Source organism: Haloechinothrix alba (assembly GCF_900188115.1).
Classification (GTDB): Bacteria; Actinomycetota; Actinomycetes; order Mycobacteriales; family Pseudonocardiaceae; genus Haloechinothrix; species Haloechinothrix alba.
On sequence record NZ_FZNW01000028.1, the window covers coordinates 1 to 25,746 of the forward strand.

21 protein-coding genes are annotated in these 25,746 nt (G+C 66.9%); all 21 read right to left on the reverse strand.

Annotated features, from left to right (window positions below; all coding sequences use genetic code 11):
- Positions 1 to 1,060: peptidylprolyl isomerase (locus tag CHB84_RS20155; protein ID WP_089303238.1), on the reverse strand; the 1,060-nt coding region annotated here is incomplete at its 3' end.
- Entirely contained in the window at positions 1,057 to 3,390 is a 2,334-nt protein-coding gene (locus CHB84_RS20160; RefSeq protein ID WP_141134752.1) for an RND transporter family protein, read from the reverse strand. The genes CHB84_RS20160 and CHB84_RS20155, both read right to left, overlap by 4 nt.
- 63 nt (positions 3,391 to 3,453) lie before the next feature.
- The gene (locus CHB84_RS20165) at positions 3,454 to 4,758 is read right to left on the reverse strand and encodes an MlaD family protein (RefSeq protein ID WP_089303240.1); all 1,305 of its coding nucleotides are present in this window, start codon (positions 4,756 to 4,758) and stop codon (positions 3,454 to 3,456) included.
- A gap of 8 nt (positions 4,759 to 4,766) precedes the next feature.
- Positions 4,767 to 6,032 carry an MlaD family protein gene (locus CHB84_RS20170; protein WP_089303241.1) on the reverse strand — a complete coding sequence of 422 codons (1,266 nt, stop codon included), beginning with the start codon at positions 6,030 to 6,032 and terminating at the stop codon, positions 4,767 to 4,769.
- Positions 6,029 to 7,351, reverse strand: a complete 1,323-nt coding sequence (locus tag CHB84_RS20175) for an MlaD family protein (protein ID WP_089303242.1) — start codon at positions 7,349 to 7,351, stop codon at positions 6,029 to 6,031. The genes CHB84_RS20170 and CHB84_RS20175 overlap by 4 nt, the downstream gene beginning before the upstream one ends.
- A 6-nt stretch (positions 7,352 to 7,357) precedes the next feature.
- Positions 7,358 to 8,647 (reverse strand): MlaD family protein, encoded by a 1,290-nt coding sequence (locus CHB84_RS20180; protein ID WP_089303243.1) that lies wholly within the window; start codon positions 8,645 to 8,647, stop codon positions 7,358 to 7,360.
- Positions 8,647 to 10,083 (reverse strand): MlaD family protein, encoded by a 1,437-nt coding sequence (locus tag CHB84_RS20185; protein ID WP_245818866.1) that lies wholly within the window; start codon positions 10,081 to 10,083, stop codon positions 8,647 to 8,649. The genes CHB84_RS20180 and CHB84_RS20185 overlap by 1 nt, the downstream gene beginning before the upstream one ends.
- Positions 10,050 to 11,282, reverse strand: coding sequence for an MlaD family protein (locus CHB84_RS20190; RefSeq protein ID WP_089303244.1), 1,233 nt, complete (start codon positions 11,280 to 11,282; stop codon positions 10,050 to 10,052). The genes CHB84_RS20185 and CHB84_RS20190 overlap by 34 nt, the downstream gene beginning before the upstream one ends.
- Before the next feature lie 4 nt (positions 11,283 to 11,286).
- Entirely contained in the window at positions 11,287 to 12,075 is a 789-nt protein-coding gene (locus CHB84_RS20195; RefSeq protein ID WP_089303259.1) for an ABC transporter ATP-binding protein, read from the reverse strand.
- A 104-nt stretch (positions 12,076 to 12,179) separates the two neighbouring features.
- The gene (locus CHB84_RS20200; protein WP_089303245.1) at positions 12,180 to 13,058 is read right to left on the reverse strand and encodes an ABC transporter permease; all 879 of its coding nucleotides are present in this window, start codon (positions 13,056 to 13,058) and stop codon (positions 12,180 to 12,182) included.
- 12 nt (positions 13,059 to 13,070) lie between these two features.
- Positions 13,071 to 13,949 carry an MlaE family ABC transporter permease gene (locus CHB84_RS20205; protein WP_245818867.1) on the reverse strand — a complete coding sequence of 293 codons (879 nt, stop codon included), beginning with the start codon at positions 13,947 to 13,949 and terminating at the stop codon, positions 13,071 to 13,073.
- Complete coding sequence (locus CHB84_RS20210; protein WP_089303246.1) at positions 13,946 to 14,314, reverse strand: hypothetical protein; 369 nt, start codon at positions 14,312 to 14,314, stop codon at positions 13,946 to 13,948. Before CHB84_RS20210 ends, CHB84_RS20205 begins: the two co-directional genes overlap by 4 nt.
- Before the next feature lie 622 nt (positions 14,315 to 14,936).
- On the reverse strand, positions 14,937 to 16,439 hold the full coding sequence (locus tag CHB84_RS20215) for a PucR family transcriptional regulator (protein ID WP_176440053.1): 1,503 nt from the start codon (positions 16,437 to 16,439) through the stop codon (positions 14,937 to 14,939).
- A 379-nt stretch (positions 16,440 to 16,818) separates the two neighbouring features.
- Positions 16,819 to 17,976: a M20 family metallopeptidase gene (locus tag CHB84_RS20220; protein ID WP_342743982.1), complete on the reverse strand. Its 1,158-nt coding sequence runs from the start codon at positions 17,974 to 17,976 to the stop codon at positions 16,819 to 16,821.
- Positions 17,977 to 18,032: 56 nt separating this feature from the next.
- Positions 18,033 to 18,944 (reverse strand): DUF1028 domain-containing protein, encoded by a 912-nt coding sequence (locus CHB84_RS20225; protein WP_089303248.1) that lies wholly within the window; start codon positions 18,942 to 18,944, stop codon positions 18,033 to 18,035.
- Entirely contained in the window at positions 18,941 to 19,729 is a 789-nt protein-coding gene (locus CHB84_RS20230; RefSeq protein ID WP_217898656.1) for an alpha/beta fold hydrolase, read from the reverse strand. The genes CHB84_RS20225 and CHB84_RS20230 overlap by 4 nt, the downstream gene beginning before the upstream one ends.
- Before the next feature lie 46 nt (positions 19,730 to 19,775).
- Positions 19,776 to 20,240 carry a YybH family protein gene (locus tag CHB84_RS20235; protein WP_089303250.1) on the reverse strand — a complete coding sequence of 155 codons (465 nt, stop codon included), beginning with the start codon at positions 20,238 to 20,240 and terminating at the stop codon, positions 19,776 to 19,778.
- A 94-nt stretch (positions 20,241 to 20,334) separates the two neighbouring features.
- The gene (locus tag CHB84_RS20240) at positions 20,335 to 21,339 is read right to left on the reverse strand and encodes an LLM class flavin-dependent oxidoreductase (RefSeq protein ID WP_089303251.1); all 1,005 of its coding nucleotides are present in this window, start codon (positions 21,337 to 21,339) and stop codon (positions 20,335 to 20,337) included.
- Between the two features lie 496 nt (positions 21,340 to 21,835).
- Complete coding sequence (locus CHB84_RS20245) at positions 21,836 to 24,253, reverse strand: xanthine dehydrogenase family protein molybdopterin-binding subunit (RefSeq protein WP_176440054.1); 2,418 nt, start codon at positions 24,251 to 24,253, stop codon at positions 21,836 to 21,838.
- On the reverse strand, positions 24,250 to 24,771 hold the full coding sequence (locus tag CHB84_RS20250; protein WP_245818868.1) for a (2Fe-2S)-binding protein: 522 nt from the start codon (positions 24,769 to 24,771) through the stop codon (positions 24,250 to 24,252). Before CHB84_RS20250 ends, CHB84_RS20245 begins: the two co-directional genes overlap by 4 nt.
- On the reverse strand, positions 24,768 to 25,610 hold the full coding sequence (locus tag CHB84_RS20255; RefSeq protein WP_089303253.1) for an FAD binding domain-containing protein: 843 nt from the start codon (positions 25,608 to 25,610) through the stop codon (positions 24,768 to 24,770). Before CHB84_RS20255 ends, CHB84_RS20250 begins: the two co-directional genes overlap by 4 nt.
- Between the last annotated feature and the right edge of the window lie 136 nt (positions 25,611 to 25,746).

The following is a 25,746-nucleotide window of genomic DNA, read 5'->3' on the forward strand; positions in this document are numbered from 1 at the left end:
TGCGTTCGGCGAGCCAGTCACGCCATGCGTTCAGGGTCTGCTCGTTCTGCAGCTGGGCGCGTAGGTCCTCGGCGACGTCGTCGAAGGTGGCCTCCTCGGCGGGGTGGACGTTGTCGACGCGGCCGACGTTCCAGCCGTAGTCGTTGTGTATGGGGCCGAACACCTCGCCTTCCTCGGTGCTGAAGGCGGCCTGGCCGTATTCGTTCTCGAGTTGGTCCTTGCTGAGCCTGCCGAGGTCGCCGCCGTCCTCGCGGGTGCTGCCGTCCAGGCTGGACTGCCGGGCGAGTTCGGCGAAGTCGGCGCCCGACTCGAGCTGCGCGATGACGTCGTCGGCGGCTGCTTCGCTGTCGACGACGATGTTGCGGATCTCGCGGGTCTGCGGCGCGCCCAGCTCGTCCCGGCGTTGCTGGAAGGCTTCCTCGAGCTGCTGCCTGCCGACCTGGCGGTGGTTCTCGGTGATGGTGTTGAACAGCTCGCTGAGCTCGAGTTGGCGTGTGATCTCGTCGAGCACGGCCTGCTCGGTGGCGCCTTCCTGGCCGAGCGTGTCGATGAACTGGTTGTAGGCCTGCTGCCCCTCTCCGAGCTCCTGTTCGATGAAGGACGTGAGGGTGTCGCGGGCCTGCTTGTCGGAGACGGCGATGTCACGTTCGTCGGCCTCGCGTTCGAGGATCAGGCTCACCGCGTAGGACTTGGCGGTGTCCCGCCGGAACCGGTCGCGTTCGGCGTCCTCCTCGGGCGGGGTGATCCCGTACAGCGCGCCCAGTACCTCGATGCGCTGGTCCAGCTCGGTCTCGGTCACCCGGCGCCCGCCTGCCTGGAATGCCACCCCGTCGGGTAGGCGCACCGGTAGGAAGGAGAGTACGCCCTGCCCGGATTGCAGGCCGGCCAGGGACCGGCCGCTGCCCAGCCACAGCGCGGAGCCGCTCAGCACCAGGACCAGCACCAGCGCCACCGCCAGCACGCTTCGCGCGCGCCTGCCGGCCGGTACCAGCCTGCGCAGCCTCCGGGTGGTCCCGCTGTCGTCGCGGGAACCGGTGGGTGGTTCGTCTCCGGTGGTCATGTCGATGCCCCTACGGTCTCGGTGGCCACTGCGGTGTGCCGGGGTGCGCTGGGGGTCTCGTGTGGTGGGCAGGCCCAGGTCACGCAGGCCGCGGCTGCCAGGGACAGGGCGACGGCCCCGGCCAGGACCAGGCCGAACTCGGCGATGGCGGCCAGGTCGGACAGGGCGAGCACGGCATAGCCGGCCATCGAGGTGGCGGTGGCCAGCAGCACCGAGCGCCGCAGCGCGGGGTCGCCGCGCCGGGACGCCTCCGACAGTAGTACGGCGAACTCGCAGCCGACCGCGGCGGTCAGCGCTCCGAGGGCCACGGTCAGTGGGCTGAGCGCGATCCCGGCCAGCTGCTGCGCGAGCAGGCCGGCGCCGGTGGCGATACCGGCGGCCAGCGCGGCCCGCAGCGCGTCGACGCGGCGCCGCAGCGCGATCGCCACCACCAGGCTCGCTGCGGCGATGCCGGCCAGGTTGCTCCACAGGCGGTTGTCCGACAGCAGCTCGTGGGCACGGGCGATCGCCACGGGCAGGCCGGTCACGGCGGTCTCGTACCCTTCGGGTGGGTCGGGCACCAGGCCGGTGAGCTCGTCGCGCAGCTCGCGCAGCTCTCCTGCGTCGAGGGTGTCCACGCCGAAGCTCAGCAGCGCCATCCCGCCGTCGCCGCGGAACACCGCCCCGGTCAGGTACGGCGGAAGCAGCCGTAGCGCGGCTGATACTTCCTCTGCGGTGGGGTCGGCACCGAGGAACGGCAGCACCATCGGCGGGGTGACCACCGGGGTGAGTCGGTCGCCGTGCGCGGCCAGCAGCGCGTTCTGCGCCTGCCTGCTCCAGTCCAGCGTCTCGGGAGTACGTACCTCGTCCCCGGTCAGGGTCACGGCCACCTCCCCGCGCGAGCCGAGCACCGAGGCCACCGTGTCGGCGTCCTCCAGCGCGGGCAGGCCCTCGGCGAAGCGCTCCATGCTGCTGTCCAGCTCCATTCCCGGCAGCGCCAGCCACCCGGCCGCGGCGACCGCGATCGCACCCGCAAGGGCCCCTGCCCGCGCGGGAACCGATGGTGCCCTGCGAGCCGGTGGCGCCGGATCGGCGGGTGCGGCGGCACCGTCCGTGGCCGGGTCGCGGGCACCTGCCCGCGCCACCCGCCGCAGCACCAGGCCGGCCGCCGCCGAGACCAGCACGCCCACCGACAGCATCAGGCCCAAATCGCGCACGAACGGCAGCGGCGACAGCAGCAGGGTGGCGAAGCTGGCCGAGGTCGCCGCCACCACCGCCGCCACGGTGCGGGCCGAGACGCGCTGCGCCAGGTATGTCGGGTAGTAGGCGGCCGTGCCGAGCAGCACGGTCAGAAACGCCAGCACGCCCAGCGACAGGGGCCGCTGGGCCCACCCGAACGCCGCCAGCGTCAGCCCGATCGCCAGCAGCGCACTCGCCACCGGCAGCGCCCGGTACCGCCAGGACGTCCAGGGCACCAGCAGGAAACAGCCGGTCACCAGCAGCACCGCGACCCCGCCGAGCAGCGGGATCTCGCTGCGCACCTGGGTACCGAGCGCCGAGGCCACCGCGGGCACGCCCGAGACGGTCACCTCGGCGGCATCGACCCCGGCCTCGTCGACCGCCCCACGCACCCGCTGCACCAGCCGCTGGGTCGCGGCCTCGTCCAGCCCGTCGCGCGGGCGCACCAGTAGCGCCACGGACTCGGGTGTCGGGACCACGAACCGCCACTGCTCCCGCGGCTCGCCGGCATCGTCGAAGACGACCCGGTCAGCGAAGTCGGGATTGTTCAGGGTGGGCAGGCCCGCGGGCATGGCATCGACAACCAGGCCCCCGTAGCGAGCGCTGAACTGCTCGACGGCACGCTGCCCGGCCCGGGCGGCCTCCTCCTGCGAAGCCCCATCCTCCAGCGCCTGCTGCTCGGCGTGCTCGGCCAGCGAGTCCCGCCTGCCGGACAGCTCGGCCAGCAGATCCTGCATCCGCCCGGCCACCTGGTTGAGCAGCGTCGCCGGGCCGTAGGTCACCGCCACATCGGGCAGCTGCGCCAACTCACCCTCCAGGCCCATCAGCGGGCCCGCGTTGCCCTCACCGAGCAGCCGGCCCGGCTCGTCACCCTCCAGCAGCACCACAACCGGCTCGCCACCGAAGGCGGCACCGACCTCCTGGAGGTCACGCACGGCCTCGTCCCGGGCCGGCAGGAACGAGTCCATGCTCGTCTCCAGCCGCACCTGAGCCAGCCCGCCGAGCAGGAACGCGGCAACCAGCAGCAACGCACCCGCTGCCAGCACCGTGCGCCTGCCCGGACGCCGCACCCGGGCACGCAGGCCACCCGCCGCCCGAGCCGCAGAACCCATCAACGCGTCCCGTCCCCGCGCGGCCGGCGCGCACCCGGCACGGCGCGACGAGGCACGGCACCCCTAGTTGTCACCGGGACTCTCCTCGCGCTCGACCCGCGGATACTCGCCGGTGAACGGCCCCGGATCCACCGCGGAGCCCGGCGCAGGATACGGGTTCTTGCGGTCCACGATCTCGTTGGTATCCAGCGGCAGACCTCGCACCGTCCCTTCGTTCAATACAAAGATGAGCCTGACAACAGGACCATTAGGAGTGTCTACAATAGCCGGTTCGGTGGTGGTGAGGAACCCGGCGAGGTCGCGCCCGTAGGGGCGCAGGTAGGACAGCATCGGGTTCACGTCGGCCAGCGCCACCTGGACCTGCGGCAGCAGCTCGCGCGCGTGCCCGGAGACGGTCGGCACCCGGGTGAGGGTGTCCGGTGCCGCCTCGAGCGTGCCGTCCAGCGGGGGCAGAAGTCCGCGCAGGTCGTGTGCGGTCGCGGGTAGCTCCTCGAGGGCGGCGGTGAGCTCGGGTGCGGCCTCGGTGAGGTCGGTTGCGACCGGGCCGAGGGCCTCCGACAGCCGGGTGACGTCGTCGGTGGCCTCCCGGGTGGCATCGAGCACGCCGGGAAGCTCGCGCATCACCGTCTCGAGCTGCTCGCTGCCCTCCGCGGTCGCCCGGGTGACGGTGTCCGCGTCGTCGACCAGCCTGGCGATCTGGCCCTGCCGGGTGTCGAGCGCGTCGAGCAGCTGCGCGGTGTTGCCGGTCAACCGTTCCAGCGAGTCCGACTGCGACGCCAGCGCGTCGACCGCGGTGCCGCCGTCCCTGCCGATGTGTCCGAGGCCGGTCAGCGCGCGCGAGATGCTCTCCTGGCTGTCCTCGGTGGACGCGCCGAGGGAGCGCACGCTGCCTGCCAGCGCGTCCCTGGCGGGTTCGTCGAGGTCGTCGAGCACGTCGTTGAGATCGACCTCCGGGCTCGCCGCGTCCTCGGGCAGCGCGGCGCCGTGCGGCAGGGCGGCACCGTCCCCGTCGGTGATCTCCAAAAACGTTTCCTGCAGCAGCGTCTTCGACCGCACCCGCAGGGTCGCGCCCTCGTGCACCGCCGTGGCCCGCTCGCCGAGCTGCATCACCACCCGCGCCCGCTCACCGGCGGGCTCGATCTCGACGACCTCGCCGACCGGGGTGCCTGCCACCATCACGTCGGCGTTGTCGGCGAGGTTGGACACGTGCGGCACGGAGGCCGACACACGGTAGCCCTCGTCGCTGACCAGCGGGATCCGGCCGCCGGAGCTGGTCCACAGGTAGGCGAACAGCAGCACGCAGGCCGTCACGAACGCCAGCACGACACCGAGCCGGATATGGCGCAGCAGAGTGTGGGGAATGGTCATGGCGCGTTCTACTCTCGCTCTTCGGGAGACGGCGACAGGTTGTCCAGCAGCGGGATCGTGCTCGGTGATACCTGCACGATGCCGCGATTGAGCGGCCCCCTCTCGTCACTGACGCTTGCCACCGAAGCGGTGTTGTAGACGAAGGCGTTCAAGTCGTCCAGCCGGGGAACCAGGCTGGACGTCACCGGGTCGAGGTGGGCGGTCATCCGGTTGACGTCCGGCAGGGCCTCGCGGACGTCCGCGACGGCCGGTCGCAGGTCCTCCACCACGGGGCCCGCCCGATCCACGACGGGTGTGGCCTTCTCCAGGACCCCATCGGCCCGTTCCAGAGCCGGGTCGAGGTCCTCCAGGGCCGCCGACAGCGGCTCGGCAGCGGCGTGCACGTTCTCCAACGTCGGGTCGAGCTCGCCGCTGAGTTGTTCGACGCTGCCCATCGTCTCGGTCAGTGTCTCGGTCACCGCGGGCAGCCGCCGCAGCGACTCCTCGAGCGGGGTGTCCTGCTCGCCGAGGCCGCGCAGGGTTTGCTCGAGCGTGTCGGCGATGGCCACCAGCCGCTGGTCGTTCTGCCCGACGGTCTCCGAGATCGTGGACAGGGCGCTGATGAGTTCGGCCACCTTGTCCTTGCGCTCCCGCAGCGACTCGACCACCGGGCGCAGCTGCTCGAGCACCCGGTCGGTTGCCGAGAGCCCGCCGGACAGCTCCTCGGGAGCGTTGGCCAGGGCGGTGTCGGTCTCGACGATCAGCGCCGCCATCGCGTCCCTCGTGTCGCCGTCGAGGTGTCCCAGCACCTCGTCGAACTGCACGGGGCGCTTGGTGTTGGCCACCGGCAACGTCTCCCCGCCGGAGAGTTCCTCCCCCGGCGGGCCGCCGGGGTCGATGGCCACGTACATCTCGTTGAGCGGGCTCTTGGGACGTAGCACCAGCTCGGCGTTGTCGTAGATGGTGTACTCGAGCTCGACCGACAGCTCCACCTCGGCCAACCCGTCCTCGGTGACCTCCGCGGCCTCGATCGCCCCGGCAGGCACCCCCGCGATCCGCACCTCGTGGCCCTGCCCCGGCGCGATCGCCGAGGCCTCGACGAACTCCGCGCTGAAATGCAGCCGCTCCTCCCACGGCCACGCCAGCACGCCGGCGCCCTGGTTGCCCAGGATGTAGCCGCCGACCCCCAGTCCCATGGCCACGACAACACCGAGGGCGAGCAGGTTGCGACCCAGCTTCGGCTCGGTGCGCACCCGCTGCCACAGCACCCGCAGCCGGTTCGTCCGCGCCGTCATCGTGGTACCTCCTCGGTCAGACCGGTGAGATTCTCGAATAGTCGTGTCAGGCTGACCGGCAATCCCACGACCGACTCCGTCCCGAACCCGACGTGGAACCCGATACCGGCGCCGTGCGCATCGGTGATGGCATTGGCCCCGCCGTAGTTGGAGACCATGTAGCCCAGCTCCTTGTAGAAGGGTCGGTCGGCGCCGCCTCCCTCGTAGGGGCCGCTGCCGTGCCAGTCGGAGAGCACGTTCTCGGTGATCGGGCCGTCCACGCGGTCCATCACCGGGCCGCGCACGTCCTCCAGCGAGCGGGTCAGCCCGCGGGTGACCGGGACCAGCTCGTCCACGAGCGGGCGCGCCTCACCCATCAGCTCCCGCAGGTCCCGCACCACCGGGCGCGCGGTGACCAGCACAGGATCCAGGGTGTCCAGCGTGTCGTTCAGCCTGCCAGCCAGCGGCCGCAGGTCGCCCGCCGTGGCCTCCAGCGTGTCCAGCGAGCCGTCCAGACGCTGCAGGCCGGACTCGGTCGCGGCCAGCGCCGCCGGCAGCCGCTGCACCGTCCGGCCGATATCCGCCGAGCGCTCGCCGAGCACCCGGCTCGTGGTGGCCATGTTGTCCACGATGGATGCCAACTGGCCGTCCTGCTCGTTGAGTACCGCACCGACCGACTCGAGCCCACCCACCAGTTCCGGCAGGTCCGTTGCCGGCTCGGTGCCGCGCGCCGCGTCCAGGACTTCGCCGGCAGGCTCCATGGTGTCGGGCGCCGATTCCAGCAACTCGTCGATCGCCGAGCGCGTCTCCTCGCTGCCCAGTGTGTCGTCCAGCCGCGGCACCACCCCCTGCAGCGCCTCCAGGGTGTCCGGCTGCAGGTCGTTGACGACCTGGCCGAGCTCGACCGGTGTCTCGGTACGTTCGGTCGGGATCACGCCGTCGAACTCGCCCTCGAGGCCCCCTGTGGCCAGGTCGACGTAGTAGTTGCCGCCCAGCAGGGTGGTCGGCCGGATCGCGGCGGACGGCTGCGATCCCAGCTTCTCCAGCGCGGACCGCTCGACCTTGACCGCCACCGCGGTGTCGTCCTCGCCGACGCGATCGACCCCAGTGACCGTGCCCACCTCCACACCGGAGACCTTGACCTCCGAGGCATACGGGTCCAGGCCGTACGCGCGGTCGAAGTGCACCGTGATCGTCTCCCCCGAGGAGAGCACCGTGCTGATGGATTGCTTGTAGAACAGCGCGACGGACGCGGCCACGACAACGACGATCAGTACGACACCGATCCGCACCGGGGAGCGCGCCACGCTCGCAAGGACGCCACTGTTGCGTGCTGCCATACTCACTCACTCCCCCTGGCCCGGCAGGACCGACTGCTTGCGGACATCCGCCTCGCCCGGTGCCGGGTACGGGTCCCGGGCCACCGTCGGGTCCTCGCTGAGCCAATCCGCCGTTCCCGTAGCGGTTTCGGTCGCACCGACGAGCGCGAACCGCAGCCAGTTGCCGTTCTGATCGCCGTCCGACAGCAATCGACTGAGGGAGCTGAAGAATCCCGGAATCTGCGGCGCGTACGGCTCGAGCACCTGCAGCGGGTCGCGCAGGTCCGACACCGCCGAGGTCAGCTGCGGCGCCACCGGGCGCGCGTCGGCGAACACCCCGGTGAGGTCCTCGACGGCCGGTTCGGCCTGCTCGGCCACGCCCGGCAACGTGCCGAGCGGCTGCCTGCTCTCCCGCAGCACGCCGCGCACGTCCGGGGTCGCCTCGGCAAGGGCGGTCGCACCCGGCCGCAACGCGGCCATCGCGCTCTCGGTGTCGGCGAGCGGCCCGTCCAGCGAGGACAGCGCTGTGCGCGCTTCCCGCATCGTACCCGGCGCGCGCTCCAGCGTCCGGGCCAGTGGCTGCCCCTTGTCGACCGCCATCGACGCCAGCGTCTCGTCCAGCTGGGAGGTCAGGTCGGCCAGCTGCCGGTGGTTCTCGGCGAACCGCGCGGACAGCGAGTCCGCCGCCGAGAGCATGGCCACGGTGTCGCTCCCGCCGTCGGCGGTCAGGGCGCGCGAGATCGCGGCGATGTCCGGCAGGGCCTCGGGCAGGGCCTGCAGCGCGTCATGCACGTCGGTGCTGTGCCCGGCCATGCCGCCACCGACCTCGCGCAGCGAGGACCCGAGCGCATCGCGGGTCGGCTCGTCGAAGACGTCGAACAGCCCGGTCAGCTCCTGCGCTCCCGCGGTCTCGGCCGCCTCGAGCACCTCGTCCTCACCCAGCTCACCGGCCTCGGGCGTCCCCGGGTTGAGCGAGACATAGCGCTGGCCCAGAGCCGAGCGCGCCCCGACCGAGGCCGTCACCGCCTCGGCATTGCGGTAGACCGTGTCCACATCGGTCAGCGCGAGATCGACAAGGGCCCGCTCATCGCCGAGCTCGACACCGGCCACCCGACCGACCCGCACGCCACTGATCCGGACGTCGTCGCCCACGCGCAACGACCCGACATCGGAGAACGCCGCCCGCACCGACAGCTCGGTCGTCCCCGGCATCCCGTGCTGCGCGTTGACGGCGAAGAACGCGCTACCGACCAGCAGCAGGATCGCGACCGTACCGAGCGCCAGCGAGCCCCTGCGCTCACGCGCCACGCGTCTCATCACTGCTCACCTCCGACCAGAAAGTCCAGCACTCCGCGCTCCTGTTCCTGGCTCAGCCCGGTCGCGCTGCCGTCGCCCTCGCCGTCGCCGGACGGCTCCAGCAGCCCGCCGGGCACCTCCTCCGCCAGGTCTCCCGCGTCTTCGAGGGCATCGCCCTGCTCGCCTGCCTCGTCACCCTCGGCTTCCTCCTCGCCGCCGAGCAGGCCCAGGTCCGGCCCGGCGAGCTGCGTGGGATCCAGGACCAGGTGCGCGCGGAAGTAGTGCGACAACCCGTCATACCCGTTGGTGGTCAGCGCCCAGTTACGCAGAAAGTCGAGCACGTCGTCGAAGTTGTTCGCCAGCCCGGTGACGACCGGCTCCGCGTCAGCGGCCACCGACCGCAGGTCCGGTCCCGCCTCGCGCAGCTCCTCGGCGACCGGCCCGGCCTCATCCAGCAACTCGACCGCCCGGTCCAGGACCGGCTCGGTGCTGGCCAGAGCCGGTTCCGCCGTCTCGGCGAACGAGGAGATCTCCGTGCTGATCACCTCGAGGTCCTCCGTAACGGGCCGGACCTCTTCCAGTGTCGGGGTGGCCTCGTTCGCGGCCGCGTTCAGCCGCTCCAGACTCGCCTCGGTCTGCTCCAGCGTCGCCGGCAGCTCGGAGACCGACTCCTGCAACTCCTCCTGCCGGGACGAGGCCGCGTCGGTCAGCTGCAGGGTCGACTCCAGCAGCCCGTCCAGGGTCTTGCCCTCGTCCTCGGCCAGCGACGCCGCCACCGGCCGCACGTTGTCGATCATGCGGGACAGCAGCTCGTTGTGCTCGGCGAGCACGCCGGCCAGCTCACCGGTGTCGTCCATCGCCTCGGCCAGTACCCGGATCGTCTCGTCGACATCGGCGCCGTTGCCGCGCATGCCCTCACCCAGCACGGTGGCCAGCGCAGCCAGCCCCTCCCCCGTGGGCTCGTCGATGGTGTTGAGCACCTCATCGAGGTCCACCGCCTGCCCGGTCTGCTCCACAGGGATCGTCGCCCCGTGCCGCAACACCGGCTCGGACGGATCACCCCGGTCGAGCTCGAGGTAGCGCTCACCGAGCAGGCTCACCGCACGCACGGTCAACCGGGCATCGCGGTGCACCGGCAACGCGGCGCTGTCCAGCCGCACCCCGACACGCGCGTTATCGTCCTCACCGACCTCGATACCGGCGACCTTGCCGACACCAACGCCGTGCGTCTCCACTTCGCTTCCGGACAGCAGCGGGCTCACATCCTCGAACTCGGCGGTCAGCAGCAGGTGGTCACCACCATCGGTCTCGTGCGCCATCCCCGTGACGCCTGCGGTCAGGCCGAGAGCGCCGGCGGCGGCGACCGCCACTGCCCGCGCCGAGGCGCGCTGCCGCACCCGTCCGATCGCGCGTGTCAGGCCGCTCATCGCATCCCACTCCCACTGGCGTCGGTCCACGGTTGACCCACCTGCTCACCCGGACGCGGAGTCGGGTTTAGTCGGTGACTAGGTGGAAGGACTCCTGGATTGACGTTCATGACACTTGCTGCCCCGCCAAAGTCCATCGCTCGGACGTAGCGCCCTTGTTCCTTGTAATTACCGAACGCGGAGTTCCAGTTGGACACCAGCCCGGCCAGCTCAGGGGTATAGGGCCGCAGGAACTCCAGCGCGGGCTGCACATCGGACACCGCCGAGGTCGCTCGCGGCAGCACGGCTCCGGCGCTGTCCAGCAGTCCGGGAGTGTCCTGCAGCAGGACCTCGGCCGAGTCCAGTGTCGGGCCCAGCTCACCGGTCAGCGGCCGCAGGTCGCGCAACACCGGGCGCAGGTTCTCGGCCACCCCGGGCAACCGTGAGGTAGCGGGCTCGAGGTCCTCCAGCAGCGGGACGGTCTCGTCCACGGTGCCCGGTAGGCGCTCCAGGGTCGATCTGGCCTGCCGCAGGGTGCCCGGCAAGCGGTCCAGGCTGGTGCCGAGCTCCTCCTGCTGCGCGGCCACGTCCTCGGACATCGCCGACAGGCCGTCCACGATGTCGGTGACCTGGCCCTCGCGCTGGGCGAGCGTGGCGGTCAGCTCCTCGAGCCGGATCGCCAGCTGCTCGATGGCCGGTCCGTCGGTGCCCAGGCCCCGCAGCACCTCGCCGAGCGCCTCCAGCGCCGGCCCCGAGGAACGCAGGGTGTCGTTGAGCGAGGCTTCGTTGCCATCCAGGGTGCCCTGCAGCGAGTGCAGCAGGTCGTTGACCCGTTCCCGGGTTGGCTCGTCCAGCGCGGCCAGTACCTGGTCGACCTCCATCGGCTGCGGCATCGCGCCCTCGAGCATGCCCCCGCTCGGGATCTCCGCGCCGTCGTCCGGGCCGTCCTCGATGGCCACCCGGCGCTCACCGAGCACCGCCCGCCACTCGACCGTGGCCACCGCCCCCGAATGCAGCGGCGCGAACTCCTCGTCCATCGCGAGCCTGACCCGTGCCTGGCCCTCGTCCGGGGTGATGTCGGCGATCGTGCCGGCCTCGTGCCCCTCGACAAGCACGTCCCCACCGGGAATCAGGTTGGTCGCCGACGGCAGCACCACGTCCACCTCGTAGCCGTCGTTGCCTGCCGCCACCGCGGCCGTTCCCGCGGCGACCGCAACGGCCACCACGCCGGCTATCGCGAGTCCACGCATATGTTCAGTCCATTCCCAACGGTCCGGCCGAGTCCCCGGCGAGGAACTGCCGCACGAACGGGTCCTGGGAGGCGAAGGCCTCCTCGGCTCCGCTGTAGTGCACGACCTCGCCCTTCCAGATCAGCCCCACGTAGTCGCTGACCTTCTTCGCCGTGCTGATGTCGTGGGTGACCAGCAGGTACGTGCCGCCGTGCTCGCGATGCACCTGCAGGATCAGGTCGCACAGCAGGCTGGTACGCACCGGATCCAGCCCCGAGTCCGGCTCGTCGAACAGCACGACGTCCGGCTTGGTCACCAACGCCCGCGCGAACCCGGCCCGCTTGCGCATCCCCCCGGAGAGCTCCCCCGGGTAGCGCGACATCGCCGCTTCCAAACCAACTTCCTGCATCGCCGGCATCACCGCCTCCGCGATGGCATCCTCGGTCATGTCGGTGTGCTTGCGCAGCGGGAACGCTACGTTGTCGTAGATGTTCATCGACCCGAACAGCGCGCCGTCCTGGAACAGCACCCCCATCTTCTTGCGGATCTCGTAGCGCTCGGCCTCGCTGATACTCCAGATGTCCTGCCCGAACACCCGCACCTCACCGGCATCCGGCTCCAGCAGCCCGACAAGGTGCTTGATCAACACACTCTTACCGGTCCCGGACGGGCCGAGAATGGTCGTCACGGCCTCGTCCGCGAAGTCCAGACTCACCCCGCGCAACACAGCAGTGTCGCCGAAGGACTTGTGCAACTCCGACACCGCCATGGTGTGCTCGCCGTTGCCGTTGAGCAGGCGACCACTCTTGGTCATGGCCACCTCGCCCGACACGCAGGCGCTGTCGGCGACGTCGATCTGCGCGGCTGATTGCTCGCTCACGGTCAGCTCCTCGAAATCGTCTTTCCGGCCGGACATGCTCAGTTCGCTATCGGCGCGTTGGGAGCGGCACCCCAGAACAAGGCGGTGCCGGAGAACCCGATGATGTGGATCAGGACCATGTTCAGCATCATCGACTTCGCGGTGTTCTTGCCGACCCCGACCGGGCCGCCGCGGGCGTGGTAGCCGTAATAACAGCCCACGAACACGATCGCCGTACTCATCGCCATGACCTTGAGCAACGAGAACACGAAATCGACCGGAGTCTGGTACAGCCAGAAGATGTAGGAGTACCCGCCTGCGGAGACCCCGCCCAGCATCACCACCGTCACCAGGTACTCGCCGACGTACATCACCCCGAGACCGACGGTGTAGAGGAACGGGATCGCGATCCACGCGGCCACCACGCGGGTACCGACCAGGTAACTCAGCGACCGAACCCCCATAACCTCCATCGCGTCGATCTCCTCGGAGATCCGCATCGACCCGATCTCGGCCACCAGCCCACAGCCGATCTTGGCCGCCACGATGTAGCCCCACATGTAGGGCGCCATCTCCCGGATCGCACACCAGGCGTTGAACACCCCCGAGTACAGCGGCGCACCGATCTGGTCGAGCACGTACTTGGCTTCCAGACCGCACTGGTAGCCGATCACGAACTGCATCAGCCACAGGATCAACCCGGTCGACAGGATCAGGATCCCCGTCTGGTGGAACACCTCGCTGGTGTGATGCCGCAAATCGGGCAGCGCACGCAGCGTCCGGACCGCGAACCGCACGATCTCGCCGCCCGTGCCGATCGCCTGCCGGACCTTGTCCACGGTGCCGCTGACGGTCACCCGCACATCCTCCGGCTGGGGAACCTGCGCCCGGGCGCCTCCAGCGCGGCCCTCGCCGCGATTCGGTTCGTCGATACTCATCGCGCCCGCCCCCTACCGGAAGACCTGCATATCCGGGTTCAGCCCGAGCAGGATCGTCGTGTACACGGCATTGAAAATCCAGATCGCCACGAACGCGATCACCACTCCCTGGTTCACGGCGCGCCCCACACCGATCGGCCCCCCGCTGGCGCGGTACCCCTTGTACGAGCACACCACGCCCACGATCAACCCGAACAGCCCGCACTTCACGACCGTGCCCCACATGTCGGTGGTCGTGGCGTTGACGAAGAAGTTGTCCACGAACACGCTCGGGTTCGCGCCGCCGACATGCACGGCGGCGATGTAACCGCCCACGACACCGAACGCGAGGGCCGGCAACACCAGCAACCCCGTCATCAGCGTCAACGCCACCACACGCGGCACGATCAGCGTGCGGATCGGATCGACCCCAAGCACCTGCGTGGCATCAATCTCCTCACGAATCCGGCGCGCACCCAGGTCCGCCGTGATCGCGGTCCCGACCACACCCGCCACCACCATGGCGTTGATCCACGGCGCGAACTCGCGCACGCTGGCCATGACGAAGAGCGAGCCGAGCCGCTCCGGTATCCCGAACAGGCTGAACAGGTTCAACCCCTGCAAGCCCGGAGCACCGTAACCGAACGCGACCGTCGAGATCACCAGCGGGATCCAGCACAGCTTGACGATCTCGTACATCTGGTCGCGCACCTCGCCCCAGTAACCTCGGGGGTGCCGCACAGCCGAACCGACAACACGCGCGCCGAAACGCACGATCTCACCCGCCTCCACCACCGGCGACTGGACGGTCGCCGACAATCGGGACCGTGCGGGTTTGGCCGGACCGCTGTGCGCGCCGCTCTCGCGCCGCTGCGGCGCCTGCTCTCGGTGTCCGTCCTTTTGTGAGGTCACCGGCAGCTCCACGACGACCGGCGGGCGCGGGCGTACCTTCGCATCGGGACCGAACCGCCCCCGATGATGACCGCGACAATCGCCGTCAACGACACCTGGCTCGCATCGAGACCACCGGTACCCAGCGCGACGAGCGGCAGCACGAACATATACGCACCGCTGGCGGCCAGCATTCCCTGCACAATCGAGTCCCGACCGGCACAGGCCTTGCCCGCCGCCCACGCGAACGCGAGTACCGCGACACCGGGCAACCACACAAGACCGAGCACGTCCCACGTCCGCACGGCGATCGGCGTCAGCAGTCCGCCGACGACGAGCACGCTGAAACCGATCGACGCCCCTCGCACGGCCGTAGGAAGGTCCACCGTGTCGGCACACGTCCCCGGATCGCCGGAACACGAGACCTGTGATAAAGGCACTCTGCTCACAATCACAAACTCCAACCGATTATCGCGAAATCCGTCTAGCGGAAAAGCACACGAAATGCTATTCGAATCTTGAGTCGTCAGTCTACGTGCATCGGTAAAATCGAACCATGTACAACCGCATGAAGAACACGGTATGCATTGTGCCTGGTGCACAATATCAATCCAACCGACACTAGAGAGAAAGTGTGGAACTGACCGCGCCGAACGGGCTGTTGACGGGATTGTCAAGCAAACTCTTGACGCAGCTCTGAAGGCCGAACTCACTCGCCACTTCGGCTATGACCGCGCAATCGGTAGGACCGCAGTAGGGGTATTTACATAACGGGACCCGCACTAAGGCCGTGACCAATGATACCGACCGGGTCGACGTCAAGGTACTTCACTACCGGAATTGTTCGTTCGATTCGCGGTGCGGCAACACCCGCATTGTCCAGGACAGTTGTCCACGGACATCAACTTCAGGCCAGTGACCTGCACGGAAGAAGTCGTCGCTTACCCAATTCCGTTGTTCTTCATTTCGAACGAGAGGTTCCCGGATTACCGGAGCCCCTGACTTTTCCTACGTATCTACTCCTTCGCGTGCTTCCGTACCCGCCGAGTGCGCAACACGATCACCGAGTTCGAGCAACCGGAGTTGCAACTCGACGACGAAACGTTCGGTCGGATCCTCCAAGTCAATCTGGCACAGCTCTTGGACCCGGTTTAACCGGTAGCGGAGCGTATTGCGGTGAATGAACAGTCGGCGGGCTGCCGCACCGACATCGCATCCGCACCGAAGGTATACACTCAGCGACGACAGGTAATCAGCGCTGCGCCTGGTTCGTCCAGTCACGAGGCAATCCAACGGTCCACTAAGCAGGTGTGGGCGCTTATGCACCAGCTCGCCGATCTCGACAAGCAACAGCGACGCACGCAGTTCAGTCACGGTCGCACTGGCACGCCGACTCTCACCCATCAGGACGTCAAGCCCTCGGTCGACCGCCCGCCGAATGTCAACAACATCGTGACCATCGGTGATCGGATCGCCAGCACAGGCCACAATATCTCGTCCAGTATGAGCGGAAGCATTGCTGGCAACACGTGCCGCCAACTCCGATGCCGTGCCAGACTTCTCGCACTCGACGGCAACGTAGACGCGACCATCGAGCTCGGTCACAACACCCTCGGGTAAGACCGACTTCGCGGAGACCGACTGGCGAAGATCCGGCTCGTAGCGCCCGCGTCGTTCCTGCAGGCCGACCACGTGCCAGCGGGTACCGCGCGCTCTGGACAGCCGACGGGTCAACGCCGAGACATCGGCCGTCCCGGCGAGCACGTCGGCGAGCAACGCCTCCGAAGACTTGGTCGCGGCACGCGCCGGATAGCGACCCGCTGCCTGATGCTGTGCCATCGCGAATGCCGCGTCGGCCAGCACTCGAGCGTCGTGCGCCCCGAATCGACGATCCGCCTGCGTAACACACACGTATCCGAGCACGTGCTGTCGCTGCCCCCGCAACGCGGCAACCAGCCGCGGCCACCCACCGGGAGGGTCGATGTGAACCGGGTCGCGGCTTTCGCGCAACTCGTCGAACATGCCGCTACGGCTGAGCCATTCAAGTGTCGCTGCCGGCGGCCGGCGATCGAGGATCGATCGCTCCCGAAGCTCGTCGATCGGGAAAGACAGGTTGTCGAATGCCAGGGTACGAAAGTGTTCGTCGGTGATCTCCACCGGTGCGCCCAACAGGGTCGCGGTAACACGCGCCAGCTCGTACAGCCCGGCAGTGTCAACGGGCCCGGCAGGCTCGCCGGCGCCGGCCGCCGCAATTCGACCGCGTACGAGAAGCTCTACGTCCTCAAGGGAACTACGGCCATCAACCTCGAGTAGCGCGATGCCCAGCTCGTTTGCCCTATCACCAAGCGACTGACCGGAGCCCTTGACCACGACACCGGTCGCTTCAGCCGCCGCCGCCGCCTCCAGTGGCCCGTCCCGGTCATCCGCCGTGAGACACGGGTCGACCAGAAGCAGGTTCTGCCGACCGACCAGGTCGCGACCGCGTTCCGTCCAGACGGTCGTCCCGCACACCGGCCTACGCAGGCCAACGGGAGCGGCGACGACGGTAAAGTGATCCGCTGCGGGTCCCGTCAGCAGTGACCAAAGCGGCGCACTCGACGAACTAGCGGGCCGTTCGGAGCGCGCCCCCGTGGCTCGGTCCGCGGACTGGTGGGGTGGTAATGCGACATCTGCGACTGCCATCGGTGTTGTCCTCCTTCCTTTCGCCAGGGCCCGCCAGCTGCTGCACGACGGGCCAATCACCTGGCGAGCAGACTATGAGCAGAAGACGTGCACGTCAGTGGTGATCGCGCACAGCCACGTGCATCGAAATGGGCGATCTGCCCACGACACCGGCTGTACCTGTGTCACAGAAAGATGAAGGGGCTTGGCCACTGCCCGTGAGGGGGCTTCACATCGACTGGCCATCGAAAGTCGCGAAGATGGTCGCGAACGCGCGTGCGGCTGTGCACAGTTCGTCCACTCCCACAGACTCGTCGGCGGTATGTGCGTGACGCATTGAACCGGGACCATATACGACCGTCGGGATACGCAGGTCATTGCGCATGAATCGCGCGTCTGTGCTCAGCATGGATCCCCGCACTTCGGTTGCCGCAGCGCGGCCGCATGCGTCGAGCAGGTACGAAACGAACGGGTGATCGGTGGCGATCTCCGAACCTGACACGAACACGGTTGGCGTCATTCGATAGTCGATGTCGCCGAGTGAGTCGATCACATCACGCACGGAGTCGAGCACCTGGGACGAAGTCTGTCCCGGCAACGTTCGCCGGTCGATGCTTAAGTCACACTGGCTGGCGACGATATTGGGCGCGGTACCACCTCGGATCACGCCGACATTGCACGTCGGTCGCCCGAGCATGGGATGCTCGGGATCACCGAAATCGGCGCAGTGCAATGCACGCGTGATAGCCGCGGCATCATAGACGGCCGAACGAACAGCTGCCGGGTCACTGCCGTGCCCGGCACGCCCGAACACCTCGATCTCAGCCAGCAGCGCCCCCCGTTCGGCGACCCCGATGGATAACTCGTTGGGCTCCGGGACGACACAGGCATCCGCCTGGATACGACCGGCCCTGAGCAGGGCAGCAGTGCCGTGCTGCCCGCCGGTTTCCTCGTCAGCTACGAGATGGAAGACGATATCCGCAGCTGGGCGGACGCCGGCATCACGGCACGCTCGTAGGCCCTCGATGGCGGCCGCGATCCCGCCCTTCATGTCACAAGCACCGCGGCCAATGACCCGACCGTCCTTGACCACCCCGGCGAACGGTGGCACCGACCACTCCTGCGGCCTTGCGGGAACCACGTCGATATGACCGTTGATCAACAACACGGGCCGACTTCCGTCACGATCACCGGCGGAGGCGAGCACGGAAGCCCGGCGCGGCTCTGACTCGAAGTGCTCGGTCTGGCAGCCAAGCTCCGCCATCACCTCGGTGAGCAGTCCGACTACCGGGCTCTCGTCCCCCGGCGGGTTGGTCGTGTCCCGCTGGATCATCGCGCGAGTCAGTTCGACGAGCCTAGCCTCGGACACGGTGGCCCTGGCGGCCACCTCCGCGCCGGCGCTTCCGCTGCCACTATCCGAGCGCGGCCACCGAGACGAGCTGCTCACGACAGAAATTCCGAGGCGCCGTCGAGGAATCCCACGGTGGAGATGGCAGTGAGGAAGTCGCGCAACCGCTCGCGCCGCGCGAAGATTTCGACGAACAACGCCTTCGCCTCCTCCGTGCGGCCTGCCCTGGCCAGCAGCACAGCCTGCCAGAACGCAGCTTCCAGGTTGTCGCCGAGTACCTCGCGCGCCCGGCTCAGCGAATCCAGTGCCGACTCCAGCTCATCCCTGCTCACTCCGGTGTAGGTACCCATCATCAGCCGGGGGGCGAACATCACGGTACCGAGCTGGTCGAACGCCCTGTGCAGCGGAAGGAGCCTGGCCAGTTCGGTGATCGGGTCGTGATGATCATCCACCCTGACGTCCAGCAGCACCTCCTGCCAGGGACGCTCCGATACCGTTCCCGACACCACCTTCATTACCGCCGATTGCGATCCCCTTACATCGCCGCCCTGACGTTCCGCAGCAGTCATCCCCGCCAGCATGCGATCAGCCAGCGTGCCCTCGGCTCTTTGATACGCATCCAGCATCGCCTCGTACACAGCGTCCGAGGCGAGCATGTTGCCTTGCACGGCAACGCCGTCGTCACGCAGGCCGCCCGACGCGGGCACGCAAAGCGCACCGGTGTGCGAAGCCGTACGCCCGGCGGCGTCCACTACCGCCAGCTGCCGGTACTCGCGCAGGTCGTCTTCTTCGAGAAGCTCGTCGAGTGCCTCACCAGGCGTAACGCCAGCACGCAACTTCGCCAACCCATCCGGTCCGAAATCGACATTGACAAACGCTTGGGTCGCGATCGCTCCCACACCCGACTCGCTCCAGGTTGCCAGCCTACCCACTCCGAAGAAGTGCGATTGCGCCGCAATGCCGAGGTCCCCCGTGTCAGGGTCGACAGCCACGATCGAGTACGTCACAATACACCAACCGTGTCGTCACGCACGCGATCCAGATGCTCAGCTACAAGCTCCGCGATCAGCTCTGGGGCCTCCAGCATCGGAAGATGACCGAGGCCGGGGAGTACACGAGAGACACCCCCTGTCGCTGTGGCGAGTTCCCGGGACATTTCAACGGGACACGTCGGGTCCTGATCTCCTGCCGCCGCGAACGTCGAGCACCTCACAGCGGACGTCAGGTGCCTGATGTCTGCGGAGAACGCGCCACGCAGGATCTCGGCGATCACCGATTCCGGCCGCTCACCGACCGCGTCCAGCGCCTCGCGCACGACCGGCGTCCCACGGTAGTCGTGACCGACCACTTGTGGGATCAACTCGGCGAAGTAGCTCGTGCACCCCACCGAATTCAGCTGGGCGACCATCTGCTCTATGACGTTCTCCCCCACACCGGTTCCCAGCGTGCTTCCGAACGCCGTCACGCTGGCGACCCGATCCCGGTGCGTGGCCGCTAGCGCCAGTGAAATGGTCCCGCCCAACGATCCCCCGACCAGATGCGCCTTACGCACCGCGAACTCGTCCAACACGGCAAGAACGTCAGCCATGTAATCGTGGATCAGGAACGGTCCACGTTGATCCGAGAGCCCGTGCCCGCGCAGGTCCAACGCCAGCACCGGTCGATCCAACCTAGCCGCGGCAGCCCGCCAGACGCGCGACGACGTGTTGATCGGGTGCACAAGTACCACGAGATCGTCCTCGGCGAAATCCGCCGAACCGGCGACAGCGAGCCGTCCAGCCGGACCCGCCACGGTATGTTGTGAAGTCAGTTCCATTGTCAACCTTCCGCCGGTATGATCACTCGTTACCGTACTTCAGACCGCCCGATGCGGCCGCCTCACTCACATGCATATGCCAGATGGTCCACCGGGCATTTCCAGCCCCGTCATCGCGGCGGTACACCTCGGTCTCCCGGATCCTCATCTCTCCGGAGCTCTCCAATGTCCCCGACGACGTCGGCATGACCAGCTCGGCCACAGCCTCTGTGGTAAGCCATGCCACGTCCCCGTATACATGCACTTGAGGCGGTTCCGCATCGGTGAGCCTTGTGATGTTCACCCCGAGTTCTGCCAGATTGCGCCACAACTTCGCCTTGTCCGCTACGCCGTTGTACGTAAAGCCGTTCAGATTGAACTGGAGGTAATTGCTTTCCCCTTGCGGGAAGTGCGGGAGCATGTCCTCCACCACCAGTCCAACGTTGGACTTGAACCAGGCATCGTGCACCGCCAGTATCGCGGTGGTGTCCTTGTCGATGTCGGTCATGTTGTATCAACACCCTCTCTAATCGATGGAGCGACTCGTCAGCGGTCGCGTGATCACAGTTCGGTACGGTGATCAATGATTGTCTACTCCGTACTCAGCAGCTGAATTCCGGCAACAGTTCTTCTACAGCCGTCAACGTCTCCTCGGCGCGTTCCGTGGGCATGGGAGCCAACACAACAGAGTCCGCGCCTGCGTCGAGAAACTCCTTGATTCGTGTCCGGCAGGTGTCCACCGAGCCTGCGATCGCGAGGGCATCCAGCCATGAGTCCGGCATCTCTTCGAACACCAGCTCCATACCCCCGCGGCTGAGCATGTCCGCCAGCTGCTCATTGATCCCGATCGTGCCGAACAACGGACCGGGCCCGGTGGCAGCCAGATAGAAGGCCAGAATTTGCTTCACCTCCTGCCGAACGGCCTCTACTTGGGACTCATCAGACGTAACGCTGACTACCGACAACACCCGTACGCTCGGTGCTTGCCTGCCGGCAACGTCCGCTGCCGCGCTCGTTTTCTCGCAAGCCGCGCGAACGTACTCCACCGGCGCCAGAGCGCTCACCAGCAGGCCATCGGCGATCTCGCCGGTCAACGCAAGACCTTTGTCGCCAAGTACACCGGTGAAAAGCGGTACGTTCTGATCAACGGGATGAGTCAACGTGACGTCGCGGAACGAGAAGACCTGCCCCTCGTCGGACACGGTTTCGCCATTGAGTAGCGCGCCAATGCCGGTCATACACTCGCGCAGCGCGCTCATCGGCGAGCGCACTTCGAGCCCCATCTGCTTCGTCCAGGCAGGAACTCCGTGCCCGATTCCGGGCAGCACACGTGCCGGATACGCACGCGCTAGGGTCGCGATCTCCATGGCCGACACCGCGGGGTGGCGCGCAACGGACGCAAGTACGCCGATACCCACAGGGATCGCGTCGGTCGCGGCCAGTGCCAGTCCCGCGGTGGCGATACCACCCTGAAAAAAGTAGTCCTCGGCCACCCACAGCTCCCCGAACCCCTTGTCCTCCACCCGCTTGGCAAGCGAAGGCACCTCCTCAGGCGCGGTCGTGCTCGCGACAAGGACGCCAACGCGTCCAGCTGGCTGATCTTGCATCACAACTCCTCCCTGTTCATGATCTGAATAATACGCCGCTCGGACATATTGTGGCGCTCTCGCCTAATCAGTCATCGAAATACCGACAAACTATTAGATCAAGTGCGATTATCCGACTGCTCATCGACCCAAAACAACGGCGCCGCGAATCAATTTCTGCTACATGCTTGGGCAGGATGCTGAAAAGTTGTGCGACCAGCCCGGGCAAGCGCCGCCCTTAGTCGACACAGACAACAGCCGGCACAAAACTCGACGCAGCGATCCAGTACCGCGTCCGCCCGCACTACCGAGAGCACCGAGTCATTGTCTGTTATGTACGTACTCCCACGAGACCCAACATCCATTTCTGGCGTCGTGCATCGGGTCGGGTTCGCAATCCGGATCCAGCACCACGCCGGGCCAATCCACAATCGCCTCGCTAACTAGATACTCGGAGCTACTGAACTTCGACCACAATCTCCTTGCAAGGAGCACCGACCACAGCGGGCATCGCTCGTCAAGCCGAGTGCGTCGCTGTATCTTGAGACTTAGACGGACTCACCGTCGATTCTTCGAGAGAACGCAGTAGTCGTAAGGGCGTTACGGGAATCGTGGTCAACTCTTCAACGTCGCTGGGAAGCGCGTCCTGGATCGCGTTGACGATGGCTGCTGGAGTGGCGATCACACCGCTCTCACCGACTCCTTTTGCGCCGTTGAGTGAGAACGGCGTAGGTGTCTCCAAGTGAAGCAGCGTGAACTCCGGCATATCCTTCACCGTGGGCAGCAGATAGTCGGTCATCGATCGCACCATTGGTTGAGCGTGCTCGTCGTAGCCGAGCTCCTCATACAGCGCAGCGCCCAAACCTTGCAGCGCCCCACCTACAACCTGACCAGCAACGATGGCCGGATTGAGTTGAGGGCCACAGTCATGTCCGATCCAGAGGTTGTCAACCCGCACGGTGCCATCATCGGCGTCGACCTCGACCAGTGCGACAACCACACCGTAGGAAAATGCCAGGCTGGGTGGGTCGAATACTCCGACTGCCTCCAACCCCGGTTCGAGCCCATCGGGCAGGCCCGCGCCACGATAGGCGGCGGCGCTGAGCGCCTCCAACGGTAGCGGCTCCATGCCGCTACCGCGCACCAGATAGCCGCCAGCTACCAGTTCGACATCCTCGGGGTCGGCTTCGAGTTGGTGCGCAGCGATCTGACGTAGTTTGACCTTGACTTTGTCGGCCGCCGCGTGCAACGACGACCCGGCAACTCCGGCCGCTCGGCTGCCACCACTGGCGTATCCGGTGTATGGGCTGCTCAAGGTATCGCCATAGCACACCGTGACGTGGTCCATTGGTACCGCGAACGCGTCGGCCGCCGTGCTGGCAAGCACAGTCTCGACACCCTGGCCCATAGGGGTCTGGCTGGTGAACACTCTGATGCGCCCGTCCGGCTCGACCCGCACTGTCGTGGAGTCCCATCCACCTTGAGTGACTCCGATCAATGGCAAAATGCCAGAGGGACCGAAGTTCGTGCACTCATTGTAGTAAGCCAATCCGAGCCCAACGAGGCGCCCGGCTGCGCGGGCATGCTCGCAATACTCGCGCAGTTCTGCGTAGCCGGAACGCTGCAACGTCAAGTCGAGCAGTTCCGTGTAACGTCCACTGTCCAGCATCAGCCCGGTCGACGTGGGATGGGGGAACGAATCCGAGGGGACGAGATTGCGGCGGCGCAGTTCGGCAGCGTCGATACCGAGCTCCCGTGCGGCGCGATCCAGCAGCCGCTCCATCGGGAAATTGGCCTCTGGTTGGCCGTAGCCACGGTAGGCGCCGAGCGGAGACTTGTTGGTGACGACCGCCGTAGCGGTGATGTCGACCGCCGGAACACGATAGGGACCACACAGCAACGCGCCGGTTACCCACCCGGTTCCCGCACCGGCAGCCGATGGTGACGCGCCAAGGTCCGTTAGCGTGTTGGCGCGGAGCCCGAGCATCACTCCTTCACTGTCGAAACCGATCTGTATCGCTACCTCTTGGGCCCGGGACGGCATCGATGCCACAAAGGACTCGTCGCGCTGCTCGATCCAGCGGACTGGCCGTCGCAGCCTACGTGCCAGGTAACTGACGAGGATCTCCTCCGGGTACACGACGGCCTTCATCCCGAACGCGCCACCGACATCACTCGCTATGACCCGGACTTGATTCTCCGGCATTCGTAAGCTCGCGGCGATAGCCTCGCGGATCTGATGAATGGACTGGGTAGACGTGTACACCGTGAGGTTCGATGCGGTCGCGTCGCAGTCCGCGATCACCCCTCGTGTCTCCAACGGAAGTCCGATGATTCGTGAGCTGGTGAAAGTATCATGGAGTAGTAACGTGGAGCTGTCCAGCGCGTCGTCCACGTTCGGCGGAGGCGAATCGTCAGCCACGGGAACCGGCCACTGCGCGCGAACCTGAATATTGTCGCCCCAGTGTTCGTGCAGTAGAGGTGCATCAGGGTCCATGGCCTCCTGCGCGGAGTTCACCGGCGGCAGCGGGTCGTACTGGACAGTGATCAGGTCAAGCGCGTCCTCGGCGACATACTGGTCAGTGGCGACCACGGCCGCGACCGGGTCTCCGACATAACGTGCCTTGTCGGGAGTGAGGCACAGGCCGTGCCCGACCTTCTGCCCCGGCAAATCCCAAAGGTAACCGTGCGGGACGATCTCTTCGCTGAGTTCGGCGCCGGTCACTACCAGCCGCACGCCCTCAAGCTCCTCGGCCTTGGACGTATCGATCCGGACGATCTGTGCGTGCGGATGCGGGCTGCGCAGAATCGCGCAGGTCAGCTCGCGCGGAAGGTGTATGTCGGCGAGGTAGCGTCCACCACCGCGCACCCATCTGTCGGCGTTCAATGACACGGGCGAGTCAGCGTCCCCACCGTCGTTCACGTGCTCAGTCATGCCCGCTCGCCTCCATTCGAGTCGCTGTGAGTGCGTAGGACCTCTTCGACGGCTTCCACGATGGGCACATAACCCGTGCATCGGCACAGATTCGCGGAAAGCCGTTCAGTAAGCGCCTCGCGGGAGAATGACCGTCCTTCTTCCTGCGCCTCCTTCACGATCTCGGTGGCAAGCATCAAGAACCCTGGCGTGCAGAACCCACATTGCAGGGCAAATCGCCTTACGAAGGCCTCTTGCAGGAGGGTCAGACGCCCATCGTCATCCACAAGACTCTCGACAGTGTCCACCTGCCTGCCATCGGCTTGTGTCGCCAGTGTGAGGCACGACCGCGCCGACACCCCGTCGAGAAGTACCGTGCAGGCACCACACGCGCCTTCATGGCAGCCAATGTGCGTACCCGTCAATCCCAACTTGTCCCGCAGGAAGTCGGACAGGCTCATGCGTGGCTCGACATACTCCCCGTGCTTCTCGCCGTTGACGGCGATGACGATGGGATGCTTCTCAGGTTGACCGTTCACTGTGCGCCTCCTTGGCAGCTAGCGAGCACAGCGGATCGCGTTGCCGCTGCGACGAGCCGTCGACGGTAACTCACCGGCCCGTAAGGGTCCGCGAAGTCCTCGACGAGCCGTATGCACGCGCTCTCGGCCCTTGTCATCGCCACGTCCATCGACTGCCGGCCAGGCGACACGTCATCGAGCGTCACTGATCTCGGTGTCTTGGCAGCCCCGGCGATGGTCAGGCGAAGCGTCGAGTGGGTGGGATCAAAGCCCGCGATCACGGTGATCTTCGCATGGCGTCGGTAGTGGTATTGCTCGAACGACCACGTCACGTCCGGCCGGGGAAGCGGGAACTCGACGTCTCCGATCACTTCCGTCTCCTCCAGACAGGTGCGGAAGGAATCGGTATAGAGATCTTCGGCCTCGACTGATCGCGATCCTCTGGTCGAGATCAAGTGAACCCGGCCGTCTAAGGCGAGCAACACAGCAGGGATCTCGGCAGAAGGATCAGCGAACGCAACACTGCCTCCCACCGTGCCCCGGTTCCGCGTCGGCACATGCCCGATATGGCTCAAAGCCGCCCCTAGGACGCGCATGCGGCCAATACCGGGGGCGCGTTCAAGCTCTCGCTGGGTCACAGCGGAACCCACGAACAGCGAGTCACCATCCTCAGTCATCTCGCGCAGGCGATCCACCCGGCCGATATCGACCACCAATTCCGGCCGCCGCTGACGTCGGTACAGCTGCGGCAGCAAGCTCTGGCCACCGGCCAAGATGGCAGTGTGCCCGTCATGCTCCAGTGCGGAACACACCTCATCAGGCCTCGTGGGTCTCAAGTATTCGAACCGTGCGGGTCGCATGTAAGGGAACTCCAGTCGTTCAGCCGTTGCCCGGCATACGGTTGCGGGGAAGAATGTGGTGCTAGCCACACTAGTTCAGAGTGAATGGCTGGTCATCAGTCCCGGAAACGAAGTCGGACAATAGAGTTCAGGCGCC